General features: G+C 73.3%; 15 protein-coding genes and 1 riboswitch. Of the genes, 3 read left to right on the forward strand and 12 right to left on the reverse strand.

The genetic code is table 11. The features are described from left to right. Positions 1–46: 46 nt before the first annotated feature. The 12 genes from cobF to OF819_RS03710 form a co-directional block, all read right to left on the reverse strand. On the reverse strand, positions 47–844 hold the full coding sequence (gene cobF, locus OF819_RS03655; RefSeq protein WP_267241850.1) for a precorrin-6A synthase (deacetylating): 798 nt from the start codon (positions 842–844) through the stop codon (positions 47–49). A gap of 285 nt (positions 845–1,129) precedes the next feature. Next, positions 1,130–1,852: a (2Fe-2S)-binding protein gene (locus OF819_RS03660; RefSeq protein ID WP_267241851.1), complete on the reverse strand. Its 723-nt coding sequence runs from the start codon at positions 1,850–1,852 to the stop codon at positions 1,130–1,132. After that, positions 1,849–2,703: an ABC transporter ATP-binding protein gene (locus OF819_RS03665; RefSeq protein ID WP_267241852.1), complete on the reverse strand. Its 855-nt coding sequence runs from the start codon at positions 2,701–2,703 to the stop codon at positions 1,849–1,851. The genes OF819_RS03660 and OF819_RS03665 overlap by 4 nt, the downstream gene beginning before the upstream one ends. After that, positions 2,703–3,845: a FecCD family ABC transporter permease gene (locus tag OF819_RS03670; protein WP_416370465.1), complete on the reverse strand. Its 1,143-nt coding sequence runs from the start codon at positions 3,843–3,845 to the stop codon at positions 2,703–2,705. Before OF819_RS03670 ends, OF819_RS03665 begins: the two co-directional genes overlap by 1 nt. Continuing rightward, on the reverse strand, positions 3,842–4,831 hold the full coding sequence (locus OF819_RS03675; protein ID WP_267241853.1) for an ABC transporter substrate-binding protein: 990 nt from the start codon (positions 4,829–4,831) through the stop codon (positions 3,842–3,844). The genes OF819_RS03670 and OF819_RS03675 overlap by 4 nt, the downstream gene beginning before the upstream one ends. A 156-nt stretch (positions 4,832–4,987) precedes the next feature. Continuing rightward, positions 4,988–5,169: riboswitch (cobalamin riboswitch) on the reverse strand. A 72-nt stretch (positions 5,170–5,241) separates the two neighbouring features. Then, on the reverse strand, positions 5,242–6,408 hold the full coding sequence (locus OF819_RS03680) for a GNAT family N-acetyltransferase (RefSeq protein ID WP_267241854.1): 1,167 nt from the start codon (positions 6,406–6,408) through the stop codon (positions 5,242–5,244). Beyond that, entirely contained in the window at positions 6,405–7,706 is a 1,302-nt protein-coding gene (locus OF819_RS03685) for an ATP-grasp domain-containing protein (RefSeq protein WP_267241855.1), read from the reverse strand. Before OF819_RS03685 ends, OF819_RS03680 begins: the two co-directional genes overlap by 4 nt. Beyond that, positions 7,703–9,004, reverse strand: a complete 1,302-nt coding sequence (locus OF819_RS03690) for an MFS transporter (RefSeq protein WP_267241856.1) — start codon at positions 9,002–9,004, stop codon at positions 7,703–7,705. Before OF819_RS03690 ends, OF819_RS03685 begins: the two co-directional genes overlap by 4 nt. Then, positions 9,001–10,932, reverse strand: a complete 1,932-nt coding sequence (locus OF819_RS03695) for a hypothetical protein (RefSeq protein ID WP_267241857.1) — start codon at positions 10,930–10,932, stop codon at positions 9,001–9,003. The genes OF819_RS03690 and OF819_RS03695 overlap by 4 nt, the downstream gene beginning before the upstream one ends. Next, positions 10,929–11,786: a class I SAM-dependent methyltransferase gene (locus tag OF819_RS03700; RefSeq protein ID WP_267241858.1), complete on the reverse strand. Its 858-nt coding sequence runs from the start codon at positions 11,784–11,786 to the stop codon at positions 10,929–10,931. Before OF819_RS03700 ends, OF819_RS03695 begins: the two co-directional genes overlap by 4 nt. Further along, positions 11,783–12,469, reverse strand: coding sequence for a 2OG-Fe dioxygenase family protein (locus tag OF819_RS03705; RefSeq protein WP_267241859.1), 687 nt, complete (start codon positions 12,467–12,469; stop codon positions 11,783–11,785). Before OF819_RS03705 ends, OF819_RS03700 begins: the two co-directional genes overlap by 4 nt. A gap of 236 nt (positions 12,470–12,705) precedes the next feature. Next, a complete protein-coding gene (locus tag OF819_RS03710) occupies positions 12,706–13,479 on the reverse strand; it encodes a DUF72 domain-containing protein (RefSeq protein WP_267241860.1) in 774 nt (257 codons plus the stop codon). A gap of 156 nt (positions 13,480–13,635) precedes the next feature. On the opposite strand from OF819_RS03710, the gene OF819_RS03715 reads away from it, so the two are divergent. The 3 genes from OF819_RS03715 (at position 13,636) to OF819_RS03725 (ending at position 17,296) form a co-directional block, all read left to right on the forward strand. Then, a complete protein-coding gene (locus OF819_RS03715; RefSeq protein ID WP_267241861.1) occupies positions 13,636–14,448 on the forward strand; it encodes a serine/threonine protein kinase in 813 nt (270 codons plus the stop codon). Between the two features lie 98 nt (positions 14,449–14,546). Further along, entirely contained in the window at positions 14,547–15,977 is a 1,431-nt protein-coding gene (locus OF819_RS03720; RefSeq protein ID WP_267242069.1) for a serine/threonine-protein kinase, read from the forward strand. A gap of 332 nt (positions 15,978–16,309) precedes the next feature. Next, positions 16,310–17,296 (forward strand): alpha/beta hydrolase, encoded by a 987-nt coding sequence (locus OF819_RS03725; RefSeq protein WP_267241862.1) that lies wholly within the window; start codon positions 16,310–16,312, stop codon positions 17,294–17,296. Positions 17,297–17,303 lie beyond the last annotated feature (7 nt).

The following is a 17,303-nucleotide window of genomic DNA, read 5'->3' on the forward strand; positions in this document are numbered from 1 at the left end:
GCCGGGCAGGACGGATTCGGTTCCGTCCTGCCCGGCCCTCGCCTGCTCAGCCATGGTCGCGCAGCAGATAGGTGTCCATGATCCAGCCGTGCCGGGCGCGGGCCTCGGCGCGCACCTCAAGGATGCGGCCGGCCACCTCGGACACCGGTCCGGAGACGAGGAGTTCGTCCGGGGTGCCGAGGTACGCGCCCCAGTAGATCCACAGATCCCGGCCCGTGAAGCGGGTGAACGTCTGGTGGGCGTCGAGCATGACGACGACGTCGCCGTCGTCGGGAAGCGTCTCCGCCGGGCCCTCGCCGACACGGCCGGCGAGATGGCGGGCCGGGGTGATGTGGACGGGCCTGCCCACCTGGTTGAGCGGAATCCGGTGCCGGGCGGCCAGCGCGGAGACGCTGCTGACCCCGGGGATCACCTCGTGGTCGAAGGCGACCGTCCCGCGGCCGCGGATGTCGTCGAGGATGGCGAGCGTGCTGTCGTACAGCGCCGGGTCGCCCCACACCAGGAAGGCGCCGTGCTCGCCGGGCGCGAGTTCCTCGCGGATCAGCCGCTCGTAGACGTCGGCGCGGCGACGCCGCCAGTCGTCAACCGCGGACGCGTACCGGGAGCGGTCCGCGGGCGTCCGGTCGCGCCAGGGGTCCTCGGCCTCCACCACCCGGTACGGTCCGGGCACATGCTCGTCGAGCATCTCTCGGCGCAGATCCGTCAGCCCGGACTTCTCCTCACCCTTGCCGATGACGAAGAAGACATCGGCACGGCGCATGGCCTTGACGGCGGCAAGCGTCAGATGGTCGGGGTCGCCGGCTCCGATGCCGATGACGAGGATATGACGGAGGTCTGCGGTCATGTGCGCTGCCGTTCTCGGGGATGGGGACGTCCGCGGGCGGAGCGTCGGGGTGGACGGGGGTGCGCCCAGTATCGCCGGTGGGTCGCCGCCTGCCCGTCACTGGGGGCAAGCCCCCAGACGGGCTGAGAAATCCAGCCCCGCCGGCGCTTGAGGCGCGGGGCCCAGAAACCAAGCCACGCCGGCGCTTGAGGCGCAGGGCCCAGAAACCAAGCCACGCCGGCGCTTGAGGCGCGGGGGTACGGGGGCGGCGCCCCCGCAAACGGGGTCTGGAGCTTCAGCCCCAGGTCAGGCGTCGGGGCGTGGCGGCGGCGCGGTTGAGAACACGCAGTCTCCGCAGGTCACCCCCGACGGCGTGCGGTAGTACAGACAGCAGCTGCGACGCCGGAAGCCGAGACCGGACCCGGTGACGCTCCCGGTCCCCGCCAGGTTTCCGGTGCGGAGCAGTTCTCCGGTGACGGCGCTGAGGCGGTCTTCGGCGGACGGGCGGGCCGCGAGGATCGCGCGGCCCGCCTCGGCCAGCGCGGACGCCGCGTTCCCGTACAGCAGCCCCGGCGCCACCTTGACCCGCAGCCCGGTGCGCAGCCGCTCCAGCTGCCGGACCATCACCGCCTCGTACAGCACACCGGCGAGCTGCGCGGGGGGCGTCGCGGGCTCGGCGTGCCACCCGGCGGGGGCGGCGAGCCGCAGCTGCGGGCCGTCGTCGGCGCGGTGCAGCCCTGTCAGATCGGGGATGACGCCGTGCAGGACGGTGCAGGCCAGCACCGGCGACCACAGCCGGGCCGCGTGCCCGAGCTGCACGATGGACGCGCCGATGCGCAGCTCGCGGGTGTCGTACCGGGCGGCCGTCCGGGCGATCAGGTCCGCGAGGCCCCGCTCGTAGGCGTCCTCGACCGGATGCCAGCCGTTGTCCGGCGCATCGAGGCCGACCGTGAAGAACGGCCCCAGGCGGGCGACGTCCTGCAATGCCCGGGCAACGGAGTCCGGTGGCGCCGCCGGCAGGGGGTTCACTCCTCCCTCCCCGCGCCGTACCCCGTCCGGGACCCGATGCCTGGCCCCGACAGCAGGGTCACCTGCGGAATGCCGGTGCGCGGATGCTCGGTGACATCCGCGTCGACGCGGTAGACGTCGGCCAGCAGGGCGGGGGTGAGGACGTCGGACGGCGGCCCTGAGGCGACTGCCCGGCCGCGGTCCATGACGCAGATCCGGTCGCAGAACGCCGCGGCCAGATTGAGGTCGTGGAGCGCGACGAGCGCCGTCACGCCGAGCCCGCGGACGAGCCGGAGGGCTTCGAGCTGATGGCGCAGGTCCAGATGGTTGGTCGGCTCGTCCAGCACCATGGTGCCGGTGCGCTGGGCGAGCGCCCGGGCGATCAGCACGCGCTGTTTCTCGCCGCCGGAGAGCCGGTCGAACGCGGCGTCGGCCAGGGCGGCGACGTCGAGCTGTCCGAGCGCCCACAGGATGATGCCCCGGTCGCCGGCGTCGTCGCCCGCGAAGGCCCGCTTGTGCGGGGTGCGGCCCATGGCCACCACGTCGTACACGGTCAGCTCGAACTCGCCCGTGCTTTCCTGCAGTACGGCGGCGAGCCGCTGCGCCGCGCGTCTGCCCGGCATCCGCCAGACGTCCTCGCCGTCCAGCAGCACCCTGCCCGACGTGGGGCGCAGCGCACGGTAGACGGTGCGCAGCAGCGTGGACTTGCCGGCGCCGTTGGGGCCCGCCAGCCCCACCACTTCGCCGGGCGCGACCGACAGCCGGATGCCGTCGACGAGTCTTCTTCCGCCGGTTTCAACTGTGATGTCCTGGATGTCGAGTGCGCCCGGCTCCACATCCGGCCGGCTGGCGACGGGCAGTGGCAGTGGCATCAGGAGGTCGCCTTCCGTCGCATCAGCCAGAGGAAGAACGGGCCGCCGACGAGGGCGGTGAGGATGCCGACGGGGATCTCCTCCGGGGTCATGAGCGTGCGTGCGGCGAGGTCGGCCGCGATGAGGAAGGCCGCGCCGAGCAGGGCCGCGGCGGGCAGCGCACGGCGGTGATCGGCGCCCACGAGCAGCCGCACCACATGCGGCATGATCAGGCCGACGAAGCCAATCTGGCCGCTGACCGCGACGATGGCGCCGATCATCAGCGCGACCAGGACGAACAGCGCGCCGCGGAAGCGGTGCACGTCCAGGCCGAGGGCGGCGGCGGCCTCCTCGCCCGCGAGCAGCAGATTGAGCGGCCGGCAGACGCCGAGCAGAACGGCAGTCCCGAGCAGCACCGCCGCCACCGGGATCCACACCGCCGTCCAGGAGGTGCCGGCCAGTCCGCCGAGCATCCAGCGCAGCGCCGCCTGCGTCTTGTGCGGGTCGTCGGAGGTGACGACCAGGAAGCTGGCCACGGCCGAGAGCACCTCGGCCATGGCGACGCCTGCCAGCACCAGCCGGACCGTGGTCATCCGTCCGCCTGATCTGGCGAGGAAGTAGACGGCGACCAGTGCCGCGAGCGCTCCGCAGAACGCCGCGATGGGCAGGGAGAACATCCCGAACAGCGTGACGCCGCAGACCAGGACCAGGACCGCGCCGACGGCGGCCCCGGAGGAGACGCCGAGCAGCATGGGGTCGGCCAGCGGATTGCGGACCAGGGCCTGGAGCGCCATGCCGCATACGGCGAGCCCGGCCCCGACGACCGCGCTCAGCAGTACGCGCGGCAGCCGGACGTCGAGGACGATCGTCTCCCGTACGGGGGTCCAGGTGACATCCGCCAGCGCCGGGTGGAGCTTGTGCAGCAGGATGCCCCAGACCTGGCCGGCCGGGATGCTGATCGAGCCGGCGGCGATCCCGGCGGTGGCCGTCGCGGCCAGCAGGGCGCCGAGGAGCACAAGGACGAGAGGGTAGGGGATGCGGGTGCGGCCGCCCGGGGCCGTGCCGGCGCCCGGGTGCCCGGGCGCCGGCGTGTCAGCCGTCTTCTGTGCGACGGCCGTACTGGATGTGCTGGCTGTGCCGACCGTGTCGGCTATGTCGCTCACTTGAAGCGTTCCGGGTGGAGCTGGCGGGCCAGGGACTCCACTCCCGCGGGCGCGCGGACGCCCAGCACGGCGGAGGACAGCGGCAGCACCGCGAAGCTCTTGTTCTTGATCGCGGGAACGTCCTTCAGCGCCGGGTGGCCGAGGAGGAACTTCTTCTTGTCCTCGACGGGCTGGTCGCCGTAGTCATAGATGAGGATGGTCTCAGGGGCTCGCTCGGCCACCTGCTCGAACGACACATCGCCCCATGCCTTGTCGACGTCGGCGAAGAGGTTCACTCCGCCCGCCCGCTTGATCATCTCGTTGCCGATGCCCGCGCCGCCCGCGGTGAAGGCGGTCTTGTCACCGCTGTCGTAGACGAAGACCTTCCTCGGCTCGACCCCGGCGAGCTTGGCGTCGACGCCGTCGAGGGTCTTGTGGAGCTTCTTGAGCTGCTGCTCGCCGCGGTCCGCGACGCCGAAGACCTTGGCCACATTGCGGATCTCCTGGTCCAGCGTGTCCATGGTCACCGGCCCGTCGGGGCACTCCTCGATGTTCAGATAGGAGTTGACGCCGGTCTTCTTCAGGGCGTCGCGACTACGGCCTTCCTTCTCCTCGAAGGCGCTGGCGAACCCTCCGTAGGCGAAGTCCGGTTCGGCCGCAAGCAGCGTCTCGAAGGACGGATACTTCTTGGCCAGGACCTTGATGGAGCCATAGGCGTCCTGGTATTCGGGCAGGATCTTGTCGTCGAGGTAGGCGGTGCCGACCAGGGACTTCTCCAGGCCGAGCGCCAGCATGACCTCCGTGGCGTGCTGGTTCAGCGACACCGCTCGCTCCGGCGGGCGCTGGTATGTGGTCTTCACCCCGCAGTTGGAGACGGTGACCGGGAAGCCCTCGGCGGCGGATGCGGCCGGCGCGGAGCCGCCCTCGGAGGCGCCGCCGCAGCCGGATATCAGCAGGGTTGCCGCGGCCACGGCAGAAAGCAGGGACAGGGGGCGCTTGCCCGTCATGGGTGGGTCCTCTCACCGCAGGGTGGATCGGCTGGCTCGGATGGTCCTGGAGCGGAGCGCGGCGGCCGAACGGCCGCGCGCCGGCCCTGATCGGCCGGCAAACCCACCGTGGGCATGCAAAACCCTCCCCTCTGGGGAAATCCGCCCCAGTTCCATTGAGGAGGCGACCGCGTGAGTCTCCTGGCTCTCGGGTCATGGCTCGTCCCGGCCTTCCCACCCGCATCCGGGCAGTGGTCTGTTCGGGATCTGCTCGCCGATCACAGTGGCGGGACCGCGCCGGAATCTCACCGGCTTCCTCGTTCCGCCGTCGCCTTTCGGCTGACATCATGGCAGAAAGCAGCGCCCTGGCCCACCGCGTGTGCGGCGCGACGCCGTTGTGCGGGGGTCCGGCGCGCGCCGGTCAGAGCATCTCAGGCAGGCAGATCACCGGCATCGTCGGCCCCGCAGCTCTGTGCGAGCGCGTCCAGCCGCTCCTGCTGCTCTGCGCGGCGGGCCTTGACATAGGCGATCTGCCTGCGGGGAGTGCAGCCGCGCAGCAGCTTGGCCCGGTCCGACCCGGTGGAGTAGTGGATATGGGAGAGTCCCTCGGCCTGGGCCAGCCGCAGCAGTTCGTAGTAGACGAGGCCGAAGTAGAGCGGCAGAGGGCCCTGCACGTCGTAGTCGAAGCCCGCCTGGCGTGCGTACAGCTCACCTCGGTGGGTGAAGGTCAGGACGAAGCCCGCGAGCCGCCCGCCGAGGTGCGCCGTCGTCACCCGGGCCGTGTCCGGGGCGTGCGTGCGGATGCTGTGCAGGACGCGTTGGAAGGCGTCCGGGTCGGCCGGGGTGCCGTACTTGGCGTAGAGGGCGAGCTCCAGGGGGGCGAGTTCCCCGATGAGCTGTTCGCTGAGCGGCTGTGTACGGTAGCCGACGCCGGCTTCGTCCAGGATGCGTGCCTCGCGGGCGAGCTTGCGCCGCCTGCGCGGTTCAAAGCGCCCCAGGTAGGCGTCGAAGCCGCCGCCGTCCGGGACCGGCAGGGAATAGGCCCGCTGGCCGGGCAGTGCGGCGTAGCCGCGCCCGGCCAGGACGGAACGGAGCTGCTCGTCATCCTCGTCGGCGTACAGGAACGCCACCGATTCCAGCTGCGCGGCCCGCGCTTCCCGCTCCGCGGCCTCGGCCAGCGCGGTCAGCACCTCGCGCTGCCGCTCCGGGGGCAGGGAGGTGTCGAGACCGGCCTTGGTGTGCGAGGGGTTGCGTCCCCCGCAGGCCAGGGCGGGCAGCAGCCCGGCGGCCCACGGGGCGTCCTCGCCCGTCGCGCTCCGGTGGATGGCGTCGACGACCCGGCCGGGGCTGCAGAAGACGAAGGGCGTGCCGGGGTGCAGCGGATAGGCGGGCAGCACGCCCACGGCCCGGCCGCTCAGACGGGCGGTGAGATAGTACGGAGCGGGCTCGGCGGTGGCGTGCGCGTGGCGCAGCCAGGGGCCCGCCGCGTAGAAGCCGCGGGGGCCGAGAAGGGCGTCCCAGCGTTCCGTCCCGCTCTCGTCGGGCTCGCGGCGCACCGTGACGTCAACGGCGGACGACGCGCCCGTCGCGGGGGTCATCGCCGCCCGCCGGGCGTCGCGCCGCGGGTGTCGATCACGGGGGTGAGCTGGCCGAGGGCGGCCTCGGCCCGGCGTACGGCGTCGCCGGTGGTGTCGCCGGACGCGACGACGCAGCCGAGCAGATCGAGGTTGCTCTCGGGGGGCCGTACCGCGTCGCCGGGGTGTGCCTCCAGATCGACCTCCACGACGCCGGGGACACGGCGCGCCAGCTCCGTGCCTTCGACGGCGGTGAGGACGCCGGCCGCGCGGGCGGCCAGATACCGGGAGGCGGCGGCTCGGCTGCGGGTCGCGGTCAGCTCGGCCGGCTGCCCGGTGTGCAGCCGAACGACCTCGCGCTGCAGATGGATGCCGGTCGCTTCGCGGATCAGCATGCTGATCTCGGCCCCGGCCATCCGGCCGTTGACCTCCACGACGAAGGGGCCCTTCTCGGTCATCTTGACCTCGACGTGCGCGGCGCCGAAGTCATGGCCGACGGCCTGCAGGGCGCGCAGGGCGAGTTCGGTGCACTCCTCGCGTACGGGGGCGGAGAGCATGGAGGGGAAGGTGTCTCCCATTTCGACGAAGTGCGGGTGGGGGCCGAGCGCCTTGTCGGTGACGCCGAGGACGGTCCGCTCGCCCGCCGAGAGGACCGATTCCACGCTCACCTCGTAGCCGAGGAGGTACTCCTCGACCAGCGCGCCGGGGCGGCGGGGCTGTCCGCGGAAGTCGGTGGGGCGGGAGCTGATCGCTCGGTAGGCGTCGAGGACCTCGTCCGGAGTGCGGCAGAGGCTGACGCCGATGCTCGCGGACTCGGTCATCGGCTTGACGACGCACGGGTAGCCGAAGCGGTCAGCGGCGGCCAGCGCGGCCTGTTCGGACGTCGCCTGGCAGAAGCCCGGCACGGCGACGCCGGCCGCGGCGCAGGCCTGCCGCATCAGCAGCTTGTCCCGGCAGACGCGGGCGGCCTGCGGGGACAGCCCCGGCAGGCCGAGGCGGGAGGCGGCCTCGGCCACGATGGGGATGTTGTAGTCGGTCACGGTGAGCACTCCGCTGAGCCGGCCCGCGCTGCGGCAGGGCTCCAGGGCGGCGACCACGGCGTCGACGGAGTTGGTGTCCGTGCGGACGATCTCGTCGATGTGCCGGGCGAACACCTCCTCGGCCAGGCTCACGGTCCGGTAGCGGTCGGGGTCGTTGCTCAGCAGCAGGGTGTGGAAGCCGAGTTCGTGCGCCGCGCGCAGCGGGGTGAGGCCGAAGTTGGACAACTGGCTTTCGACGACGGCGAGTACGCCGGGGCCGGTCGGCCGGGGTGTGGTGGTCATGCGTGCTGTTCTTTCGTGTTCGAGGGTGTGCCGGGCCGTGGTCCCGCGGGTTCTTCAGGGCGGGCGGCCACGGCGGCGAGGACCGGTCCGCGCGCGGCCAGGCTCACCAGGAGGGCGGCCAGGGTGAAGGCGGCGGGCAGCCCCAGCGCCGCGGCCGGCCCGAGCGCCTCGGCCGCCAGACCCGCCACGGCGGACCCGGCCGCGCCGCCGGCCGCGATAAAGCTGCCGACGCCCGCGAAGGCCTGTGTGGCCTTGTCCCGCGCGGTCATCTCCCCGATGAGCTGGAACTCCTCCGCGCCGGCCGGCGCCAGCGGCAGCCCGCTGAGCAGCAGCAGCCCGCCCAGCAGCAGGACGGCCCAGGTGACGCCCAGGCCCGCGCCGCGCGCCGGGACGACCAGCGGCAGCAGGGCCAGCGCGGCCGCCAGGACGCCGAGCAGCCGCAGATAGCGCCGGTAAGACGTGCCACCCCAGGTGCGTGAGCCGTACATCAGCCCGCCCGCCACGCTGCCGACGGACTGGACCGCGATCAGCGTTCCGGCGAACTCCGCGGCGGTGCCCTGGTCCTGGAGGAAGGCGGTGACCGCGACGGCCAGTGCGCTGGACAGGGCCGCGGTGAGGGCGATGGCGACGAGCACGGACAGCGCGGCGGTCCGGGCGGGGCCGCGGGGCCTCGCCTCGCGCGGGGCAGCCGGTGCGCCGGCCCCTCCGCCTGCGCGGCGGCGTACGGCCCTTGCCTGTCCGTAGCCCAGGCCGCCCGCGCCCAGCAGGAGGGCGGTGGCGAGCAGGGCGCTGCGGGACCCGGCCAGCGCGGCGAGCAGGGTGACCGCCGAGGGCCCCAGGATGAACAGCAGTTCGCTGAGCGTCGCCTCGAACGCGTAGGCGCGCTGCCGCAGGGCCGGGTCGTCGGTGAGCGACGGCCACAGGGCCCGCATCGACGCCCCGACCGGCGCGGTCGCCAGTCCGGCGGCGCAGGCGGCGGCCAGCAGCACGGCGGTCGGCGCCGCGGTGACGCACAGCGCCACCGCGGTCAGGAGCAGACCGGCGGCCGGTGCGGTCAGCCTCAGTACGCGGCTGGGGCCCGCGCGGTCCATCGCCCGTCCGATGGCGGGCCCGCCGACGGCCCCGCCGAGTGCGTACGCGGCTCCCGCACCGCCGCCGACGGCCAGGGAGTGGCCCGACTGGACCATCGCCAGCAGCAGAGACAGCGGTGTCATCGTGCCGGCGACACGTGCGAGCGCGGCGGGCCCCGCCGCCGCGCCCGCACCCGGGAGCCGCAGAAGCTCCGCGTACCCCTTCATCGCCGCGCTGCCCCGTCCGCCGGGCCGGCGGACGGCTCGGTTTCCGGTCCCGCGGACCGCGCCACCCGGCGGGCGGACGACTGACCTGCCGGACCGGCGACCCCGGCCTCCCGACCGGCAGGCCGCACAGCACCCGCGCCCGCGGACCGGATCTCCAGGCCCGCGGGCCGGAGCTCCGGGCCGACGGACTGTACGGACAGCCGGGCTGCCCCGTCCATCGAGTCAGCGCACCGGACCTGCGGACCGGCGGCCTCTGCCTCCGGCCCGGCCAACGCCACGGTTTCCGGCCCCGCGGACCAGGGCTCCGGGCCGACAGGCCGTGCTCCCCGGCCGACGGACGACCGAGCCGCCGGACCGGCGGCCCCGGCTTCCGGGCCGACAGGCCGTGCAGCCTGCGGCCCCGCGGGCCGGAGCTGCGGGGCCGTGAGCCGTACGCCCCCCGGCTCTGCGGACCCGGCCTCCGGATCAGCGGGGCTCGCGGCACTGAGGTCCGCGGCCCCGGACTCGCGGTCGGCAGGGCGCACAGCCTCCGCGTCCGCGGGCTGGGGTTCCGGGTCCGCGAAGGCGAAGACGTCCGCGGTGGTCTCCGCGCGCCAGACCACCGTCTCGGTGTCGCCGTCGAGGGCGACGACGGCCGCCCTGGTGCGGATGAAGTTGTTGCTGCGGCCCAGGGAGTACGCACCCGTGTCGTGCAGGCAGAGCAGATCGCCGGGCCCGATGTCGTCCGGCAGTTCGGCGGCTGTGGCGTGGATGTCGTTCTCGTAGCACAGCGGGCCCGACACCGACCAGGTGCTGTGCCGGGCGGCGTAGGTGCGCCCGATCGGGGTCATCCGGTGGATTTCACCAGTACCCGCCCATGGCGCGACATTGTGGCCGCCGTCGAGGAGCAGCCAGCGGGCGGCGGGGAGTTCCTTGCGGGAGACGACTCGGGTGACCATGGCCATCGCGTCCGACACCAGCCAGCGGCCGGGCTCGCAGGCGAGCGCCACGCCGTCGAGGCCTGCCCGCCGCATCAGTTCGTCGGCCGCGGGCAGCAGCCGGGCGATGTCGAGGAAGGGCTCCGGGTCCTGTGGCGGAACCCCGCCCTGCTGGGCCCACAGCGATGTCAGCGGGCCGGTGCGGGGCCGCCGGATGCCCGGAACGCCGAAGCCGCCGCCGATGTTGACCTCCCGCAGCCCGAAGCGGCGGTGCAGGGCCGCCGCCTCGTCCACGATCCGCCCCAGTGCCTGGAGCATCAGCTCCTCGTGGACGATCTGGCTGCTCAGATGCGTGTGCACGGCGGTGAGCGACAGATGGGGCGAGCGGGCGATCAGGCCGACGACCCGGTTGAGTTCGCCGGAGCCCGCCGGCCAGCCGAAGCGGTTGCGCAGGGCGGCGGTCGCGGCCTGGGCCCGGTACGAGGGGTCGGAGGAGGTCGAGACGGGCACGCCGGGGGACAGCCGGATGCCCACCTCGATCCGGCGTCCGGCTTCCGCCGCCAGCCGTTCGAGCGCCGCGATCTCCTGCTCGCCGTCGACGTGGACGCGTACTCCGTGCCGTACGGCTGCGGCCAGTTCGCCGTCGGTCTTCACCGGGCCGTTGAACACGATGTCCGCCGGGGCGAATCCGGCGTCCAGGGCCGCTTCCAGCTCGTAACCGGAGACGACGTCCGCGCCCATGCCCCGGCCGGCCAGCCGCCGCAGGATGAACGGCAGATAGTTGGTCTTGACGGAGTAGTGGACGCGGGTGCGCCGGTCCAGCGAGCCGAGGACGGCTGTGAGACGGTCCGCGGCCCGGTCCAGCCGGGCGCAGTCCAGGACGTGGAAGGGGGTCGGGTGATGGGCGCCCAGCCGCGCGAGGCGTTCGTGGTCCCACTCCGGGGCCGTGTCCGGGCCCGTCTCCGGGGCCTTGTCCGGACCCGTGTCCCCCGGCGAGGATGCCGGGCTCATGCGGACGGCTCCCCCGGCGTCCGGGCCGCGTGCGGCGAGACCCCGGTCATCAGCCGGAATCCGGCGTCCATGTGGTCCCTCTCCAGCAGGTCGGCGTGACGCCGATGCCATGCGCCTGAGGCGAGGTCCTCCCCGAGCCGGGCGATGCCCCGGTCGACGGCGGTCCGGTCGGTGAGCGCGAAGGCCGAACACGCCCGTCGTGTGGCCGGATCGAGATAGGCCGTGGGCTTCCGCCAGAACGCGGTCATGAACCCGTCGGCGAAGTCGTGCCACACCGGAAGCCCGGCGGTCTCACAGGGGCCGAGCAGCGAGGTGAGCCGCCGCATCGAGGGGACGCGGGAGCGCTCGGCGTCCGCGATCTGGGGGATGTACTCGCGGGTGAGCCAGAAGTCCGCCTGTACGTCCATGTCATAGGTGACGATGACGAAACGCCGTGCGACACGCTGGAGTTCGGCGACGCCCGCCGCCAGGTCGGACCAGTGATGCACGGTCAGCACGGCCATGGCGGCGTCGAAGCTCTGGTCGTCGAAGGGCAGCCGCTCGGCGCCGGCGGCGACGCAGGGCGCGGCGTCGGCGGGCCGCTGCGCCCGCATCTCCTGGGAGGGCTCGACCGCCACCAGCCGTACGTCGGCCGGCTCATAAGATCCGGCCCCGGCACCCACGTTGAGGACGGTGCGGGCGTCGCCGAGGGCCTCGCGGATCAGCCGTGCCCAGCGGGGGTCGGGGCGGCGCACGGAGGAGTAGCCGATGCCGATCCTGTCGTAAACGGCGGCCGTGGCCGGGGCGGCGGGGACGGCCGCCTGGTCCGCGGGGTCCCTGGGGTCTGTGAGCAGGGTGCGCTCCATGCCGCTCATACGCGCCCGCCGGCGAGCACTTCGGCCTCGTACTCCTCGCCGTAGCGGCGCTGCTCCCACGGGTTGACGGCGACCAGCCATACGTCGCGGTGTCCGCCCTCGTCGGTGAGGTGCTCGATGTCGGTGACATGGTGGAACATCACCCGGTCGTCGAAGGCGATCGCCTGGCCGTCCCGCAGGGTGGTGCGGAAGAAGGGCTCGCCGCCGCCGAGCGGCATGAGCTGGGTCTCACCCCCGGATATGTTGTGGCGGCGGGTGACGGCGACGATGCCGTAGTGATGGCCGTCCCGGTGCGGCCCCTCGGGGGCTGCGACGCCTTTGACGTCCGGGGTGGACACCACACGGCACTGGTGCACATTGAGCTGCCAGTCGGTCCCCTTGTCGAGCCCGAGGGCGTCCGCGCCGGCGGCGATGAGCGGCGTGGGGTCGACAGTCAGCGGCTCCAGCGTGCGGAGCTGTCCGCCGACGAGGTCGTTGAACTGCCGCGGCTGGGAGAAGTGCCGGTGCGGCAGCAGCTCCAGCGTCCAGGCGCCCTCGTGGCGGAGCCGGAACTGCGAGAAGCGGCGGTACCGCTGGGCGGACCCGGTGTACGGATCCATGGGCAGTTTCCCGAACTCGCCCAGCGTGTAGTCGTCGAGTGCGGGGGTGTCGATGACGACGAACCCCTGGTCGTTTAAGGACATGCAGAACTCCCCCGTGACTGGTTCTGGTTGGCCCAGACCCCCAGGTCTCATTTGATCTTCGCGATGGTAAACAGATGAACGAAAGTCGAACAAGGAGTGAATCAAGACGGACGTACGGGCGACACATCAGCGGCAAACCGCCCACGAAGCCCGCCCCGGGACCCGTCGGCAGGGGCCCGTACGACGTCTTGAGGTCATCGGCTCATGGCTGGAAACGTTCGCCTCGCCCCCGGGCTCTACACCTCTGTCGCCTGCGGTGTACGGCTCACGGTGCGTCCCCGCGCGGCCGCGAGCCGCGCGAAGTGCGCGGCGTCCACGACGGCCGCGCCGCCCATGTCGTTGTTGAAGTACACATGGACGTCGGCCCGGTCCGGCCAGGCGTCGGCGATCCGGCGGACCCACGAGGCGAGCGCCTGCCGTCCGTAGCGCGGCGGCGGTGCGGCGCCGCCGCCGTGCAGCCGTACATATCCCCAGGACGCTGTGCGCCACAGCGGGGCTGCCGGGCGGGACCCGCGGTCCGCCCAGCACAGCGCGCTGCCGTGCTCACTCAGCACCGCCCGCACTTCCCGCTCCGCCTCCCACCACGAGGTGTGACGGAACTCGACGGCCACCCGTACGGCGTCGGGAAAGCACCGCAGACACGCGTCCAGAGCACCGACGTCCACACGGAAGTTCGGCGGCAACTGCAACAACACCGGACCCAGCCGGTCCCCCAGCCCCTGAAGCCTCTCCAGCAGCAGCCGTACCGGCGACTCCGGGTCGTGCAACCGCTTGACATGCGTCAGATAGCGGCTGGCCTTGACCGCCATGACGAACCCCTCCGGGGTCCGCTCCCGCCAGGAGGCGAAGTTCTCCGTGGACGGCAGCCGGTAGAAGGCGTTGTTGCTCTCGACGGTGGCGAAGTTCCGCGCGTACTCCTCCAGCCACAGCCGCTGCGGCTTCCCGGCCGGATAGAGCACACCGCGCCAGTCCTTGTACTGCCATCCCGAGGTTCCGACGAGCAGGGGCATGGTCCGATGCCTGCCCCCGGCCCCCGGCGCATAACGCCCGGTCCGCACAGCCCCACGTTCGGCCGACGTGCCCGAGACCACGTGGGATGCCTCCGTGGGTGCCGGTATTTTGGGGCCGCACGTCAGTTCTGGCGGCGTGCGGACAAGGAGGGGCTGGTGAGCGGGGTACTGATCCATCTACCGCGCGGCTGTGAGGACGGCGGGAGCGACGGCGGGGGCGACGGCGGCGGACCCGTGACCCTGCGGCTCGGGCCGGGCGAAACAGCCCGTTTCGGCCGGGGGTCGGCGGCGACCCCGGTGGAGCTGCGGTTCGCCGATGCGGCGGTCTCCCGGCTGGCGGGCGAGATCCGGGTGACGGACGACCACTGGCAGCTCAGCAATCACAGCGCGACCCAGAGCTATCTGGTGGAGAACCCGGAGGGGGCGGGCGAGTATCTGAGAGTGCCGCCGCGCCGGGTGGGCGCCCCGATTCCCTTCGAGTTCGCGCGCGTCGTCCTGCCCGCGCGGGAGACGCCGGTCAGTTTCCAGGTGTTCGCGCCCGACCATGTCTACCTCGACTCCGAGGGCGCCGGCGGCCCGTGGGGCAGCCATACGCTCACCGCGTACTCCCTGGACGAGACGGCCACCTACTTCCTGGTGCTGGTCGCGCTGTGCGAGCCGCGGCTGCGGGACGAGTCGGCGGTGGCGGTGCCGACCACCCCGCAGGTCGTCGAGCGTTTAGGAGACCACCCGGCCTGCCGGCGGCTGACGGCGCGGGCGGTGACGGCGCATATCGACTATCTGGCCGAGGAGAAGCTGCGCATCAGCACTCCGGCCGAGACCGAGCCGCAGCGGGCGGCGCGGCGCAACGGCAAACGGGAGGCGGTCGTGGGGCTGGCGCTGCGGTTCGGGCTCGTCCGGGAGGAGCATCTCGCGCTGCTGCCGCCGCGGACGGGCGCGGGCCCATGGCTGCGGGAGGCGGCCCGGTGAGCCGGGACGGCCGGCGGAGGGGCGACGCGGCCTTGCTCGGCCCGGTCGGCGCATCGCCGGACGACGCGCCTGCGGCCGGCCTCCCGCGCGGCTATCGCGTGGGCGGCTGGGAGGTCACCGAGCCGATCGCGGCAGGCAGCTGGGCCACGGTCTACGAGGGCCGGGCGGCGGGCGACGGCACGGAGCCGGGCGGGCAGCGGGTCGCGCTCAAGTTTCTGCCCACCGCCGGGCTCGCCCCGCGTCAGGCGCGTTCGGTCGTGGAGACGGCCCGGCGCGAGATCGACCTCGGCCGCCGCGTCCGCCATCCGGGGCTCATCCGGCTGCTGGACTTCGCCGTACTGAGCGAACCGGACCGCCCCGCTCTGGACGGGGCTGTCGTCCTCGTCATGGAGCGGGCGCGGGGCAGCCTGCGGGACCTGCTCGACGCACCGGTGGACCGGGCCGAGGCGGCCCGGCTGCTCACCGGGGTCTGCGAGGGGCTGGCCCAGCTGCACGGGCTGGGCTGGGTGCACGGCGATCTCAAGCCGGACAATGTGCTGCTCATGCCGGACGGTTCGGTCAAGCTCTCCGACTTCGGCCTCGCGGCGGAACTCGCCGGCACGCACGGCACCCATGGCTACATCCCGCCGATGGGCACCCCCGACTATCTGCCGCCGGAGCGCTGGCGGGCCCCACTGGGCGAGCGCGGCGTGCAGGTGCGGCCCAGCGGCGACATCTGGGCGCTGGGCATCATGATCCACGAGGTGTTCGCGGGCGGCCGCTCGCCCTTCCCCGGCGGCACCCCGATCGCGCGTGCCGCTGCGGTGCAGGAGTACGCGGAAGCGCGGGCGCCGCTGCGCCTGGACGACGCCGTGCCGCCGTTCTGGCGCGCCCTGGCCGCCGACTGCCTCGCCCCGACGCATCAGGCGCGCGCGGAGCACACCGCCGAGCGCCTGCTGGCCCGGATCAGGGCCGGACAGCGGGCCTGGACGGGCGGGCAGGGCGGCGGGTCCGACGCGCCGTCCGAGGCGGCCGGCCCTTCTCCGGGCACGGCCGCCGCCGCCCCGGGCCCCGCCTCCTCCTCCGCCGCCGTCGGACGGCGGAAGCGGACCCTGGCCCTCCTCACCGCTGTCATGGTGTGCGGGACGGCCGCGGCGGGCGGTGCGCGGGCGGTGCGCGGCGGCGGTTCCGCCGATCCGGACGCGGCCGGCCCAGCAGGACGCGTCCAGGTGTTCAACGCCGAGCCGAGCTGCCGCGACCGTGCCGACCGGGCCCGGCCGTGCAGCCTCGGCCTCTCGGTCGACCCCCTGCTGCCGTACACAGCGGACAATGTCGTGCCGCACCGGGTGTGGCACGGGGACGTCCTCGCCGCCGAGTGCCGCTACCCCGACGGCATGGTGATCGTCGACGAGGTGGGAACCCGGTCCGCCGAGTGGTTCCGGGTCCGTCTGCCGGAGGACTCCGAGCGGGCGACCGCATGGCTGCCCGCGGTGCGGACGAAGGACCGCCCCGGGCTTCCCGAGTGCACCCGGCCCTTCTCCGCGCGCTGAGCCGCCGGCGGCCGGGCCGCGGGGTGCGGCCGCCGCGGTCAGGCGCACTGTCCGGGGCCCCGCGTCCCAGACGGGCGCCGTCTCGCCGCGTCCGCCGCGGCCGCGGCGGCCGGCTGGAGGAGCCCCGCGGCGGGCACGGCGCACAGGTCCCGTTCTGGGGGGCACAGGAATCTCCCTCGGCTGGGCTCGGCTGAGCTGGAAGCGCCGTGTTTCCGCGGCACCCTGAGCCCTATCGGGGATCGCCGGGCGCTGTCAGTCCGTAACGTTCCGGGTGCCCTGGCCCGAACGACCGCGGATACCTTCCAAGCCGCCGGTTCCCCCAGGAGGCCCAGTTGAGCGAGCACCGCCCCACCCGCAGAAGCGTCCTGAAGGCCGCCGGCGGGGCCTGGGCGGCCATGGCGCTGGGCGGCGGAAGCGTGCTCGCGGCGGCGTCGCCGGCGAGTGCGGTGGGCGACGGGCACGGGCTGCGGATCGTGGACCGCCTGGAGAGCGATCCCCGTATGCGGCACTACCGCTTCAGGACGGCTGCGATCGGCTGGGACCCCGGCGTCAACGTCCTGCTCCCGGACGGCTATCACACCAGCGGGCGCAGATACCCCGTTCTCTATCTGTTCCACGGCGGCCTGGGGGACTTCACCGCCTTCGACCGCCCGCCGCTGAACATCCGCGCCTGGACCGCGGGCAAGCCGATCATCGTGGTGATGCCCGACGGCGGAAAGGCAGGCTGGTACTCCAACCCGGTCAGCTCCCTCGCGGGGCCGAGGAACTGGGAGCACTTCCATATCGAGCAGCTGATCCGGTGGGTCGACGACAATTTCCGCACCTACGCCGAGTGCGCCGGCCGCGCCGTCTCCGGGTTCTCGATGGGCGGCTTCGGCGCGCTGAAGTACGCGGCCAAGCACGGGGGCCACTTCGCCTCGGTGAGCTCCCACTCCGGCCCGGCCAGCCTGCGCCGCGACGACAGCGCGGTGATCCGCTGGGCCAATGTGTCCTCCGCGGCCGTGGAACTGGGCGGCGGCACGGTCTACGGAGTGCCGTGGGACCAGAACAGGATCAGCGCCGACAACCCGGTGCAGCGTATCGAGAGCTACCGCGACAAGCGGGTCTTCCTGGTCGCGGGCGCCAGCCCGGATCCGGCCAACCCGTTCGACACCCTGAACGAGGTCCATGTGCTGGGCGGGCAGCGGGAGTTCCGCGGCCTGCTCGACAGGGCCGGCATTGCGCACGAGTGGCACGAGCGCCCCGGCGGCCACCATGTCCGGGAGGATCTGTTCATCCACGACCTCAACGGGATCATCGGCCGGCTCCGCAAGGCATAGCGAGGCA

The sequence above is a fragment of the Streptomyces sp. PR69 genome (assembly GCF_026420845.1).
Classification (GTDB): Bacteria; Actinomycetota; Actinomycetes; order Streptomycetales; family Streptomycetaceae; genus Streptomyces.

Coding starts and splice junctions, on each gene's coding strand:
- cobF (WP_267241850.1), bottom strand. CDS start 844: ATGACCGCAGACCTCCGTCATATCCTCGTCATCGGCATCGGAGCCGGC.
- OF819_RS03665 (WP_267241852.1), bottom strand. CDS start 2,703: ATGCCACTGCCACTGCCCGTCGCCAGCCGGCCGGATGTGGAGCCGGGC.
- OF819_RS03675 (WP_267241853.1), bottom strand. CDS start 4,831: ATGACGGGCAAGCGCCCCCTGTCCCTGCTTTCTGCCGTGGCCGCGGCA.
- OF819_RS03680 (WP_267241854.1), bottom strand. CDS start 6,408: ATGACCCCCGCGACGGGCGCGTCGTCCGCCGTTGACGTCACGGTGCGC.
- OF819_RS03685 (WP_267241855.1), bottom strand. CDS start 7,706: ATGACCACCACACCCCGGCCGACCGGCCCCGGCGTACTCGCCGTCGTC.
- OF819_RS03690 (WP_267241856.1), bottom strand. CDS start 9,004: ATGAAGGGGTACGCGGAGCTTCTGCGGCTCCCGGGTGCGGGCGCGGCG.
- OF819_RS03695 (WP_267241857.1), bottom strand. CDS start 10,932: ATGAGCCCGGCATCCTCGCCGGGGGACACGGGTCCGGACAAGGCCCCG.
- OF819_RS03700 (WP_267241858.1), bottom strand. CDS start 11,786: ATGAGCGGCATGGAGCGCACCCTGCTCACAGACCCCAGGGACCCCGCG.
- OF819_RS03705 (WP_267241859.1), bottom strand. CDS start 12,469: ATGTCCTTAAACGACCAGGGGTTCGTCGTCATCGACACCCCCGCACTC.
- OF819_RS03710 (WP_267241860.1), bottom strand. CDS start 13,479: ATGCCCCTGCTCGTCGGAACCTCGGGATGGCAGTACAAGGACTGGCGC.